The organism is Bradyrhizobium sp. NBAIM08, from assembly GCF_020193935.1.
Lineage (GTDB): Bacteria > Pseudomonadota > Alphaproteobacteria > Rhizobiales > Xanthobacteraceae > Bradyrhizobium > Bradyrhizobium yuanmingense.
Genome location: NZ_JADYVR010000803.1, coordinates 1 through 414 on the forward strand (window position 1 = coordinate 1; position 414 = coordinate 414).

1 protein-coding gene is annotated in these 414 nt (G+C 68.4%); it reads left to right on the plus strand.

The features are described from left to right. Positions 1 to 30: 30 nt before the first annotated feature. On the plus strand, positions 31 to 414 hold a 384-nt coding region (locus tag I6F37_RS42140; protein ID WP_225154692.1), incomplete at its 3' end, for a transposase.

Genomic DNA, 414 nt, shown 5'->3' on the forward strand with positions numbered 1-414 from the left:
TGTATAAGCGACAGCCGCAAGACGCCGCCGATGCTGAAGCTGGGCGACGTGAAGCCGGTGGCCGATTCGAAGACGCTGGAAGCCGTCATCGCCAACCGCTACGAAGTGATGGCCAAGTACGCCGGCGGCCTGCGTGAAGCCTGCCGCGCCGAGTTCAAGCGCCTGAAGGCCGAAGGCAGCCTCAGCAGCGCCAAGCTGGCCGACATGCACCTGGCCCGCCGCTGGCTGCACCGCGACGAAGACAAGATCCCGCAAGCCGCCAAGGCCCACGTCGCCGGCGCGCTGGCGTCGAGCCCGTACCTCGCCAAGCTGGTCGCGATGCGCGAAGAGCTGCGCATGCTCTGGACGCGCACCAACGTCTCCGCCGAGCAGCTCGTCGCCGACCTCCAGGCCTGGCTGAGGAAGGCCGAGGAG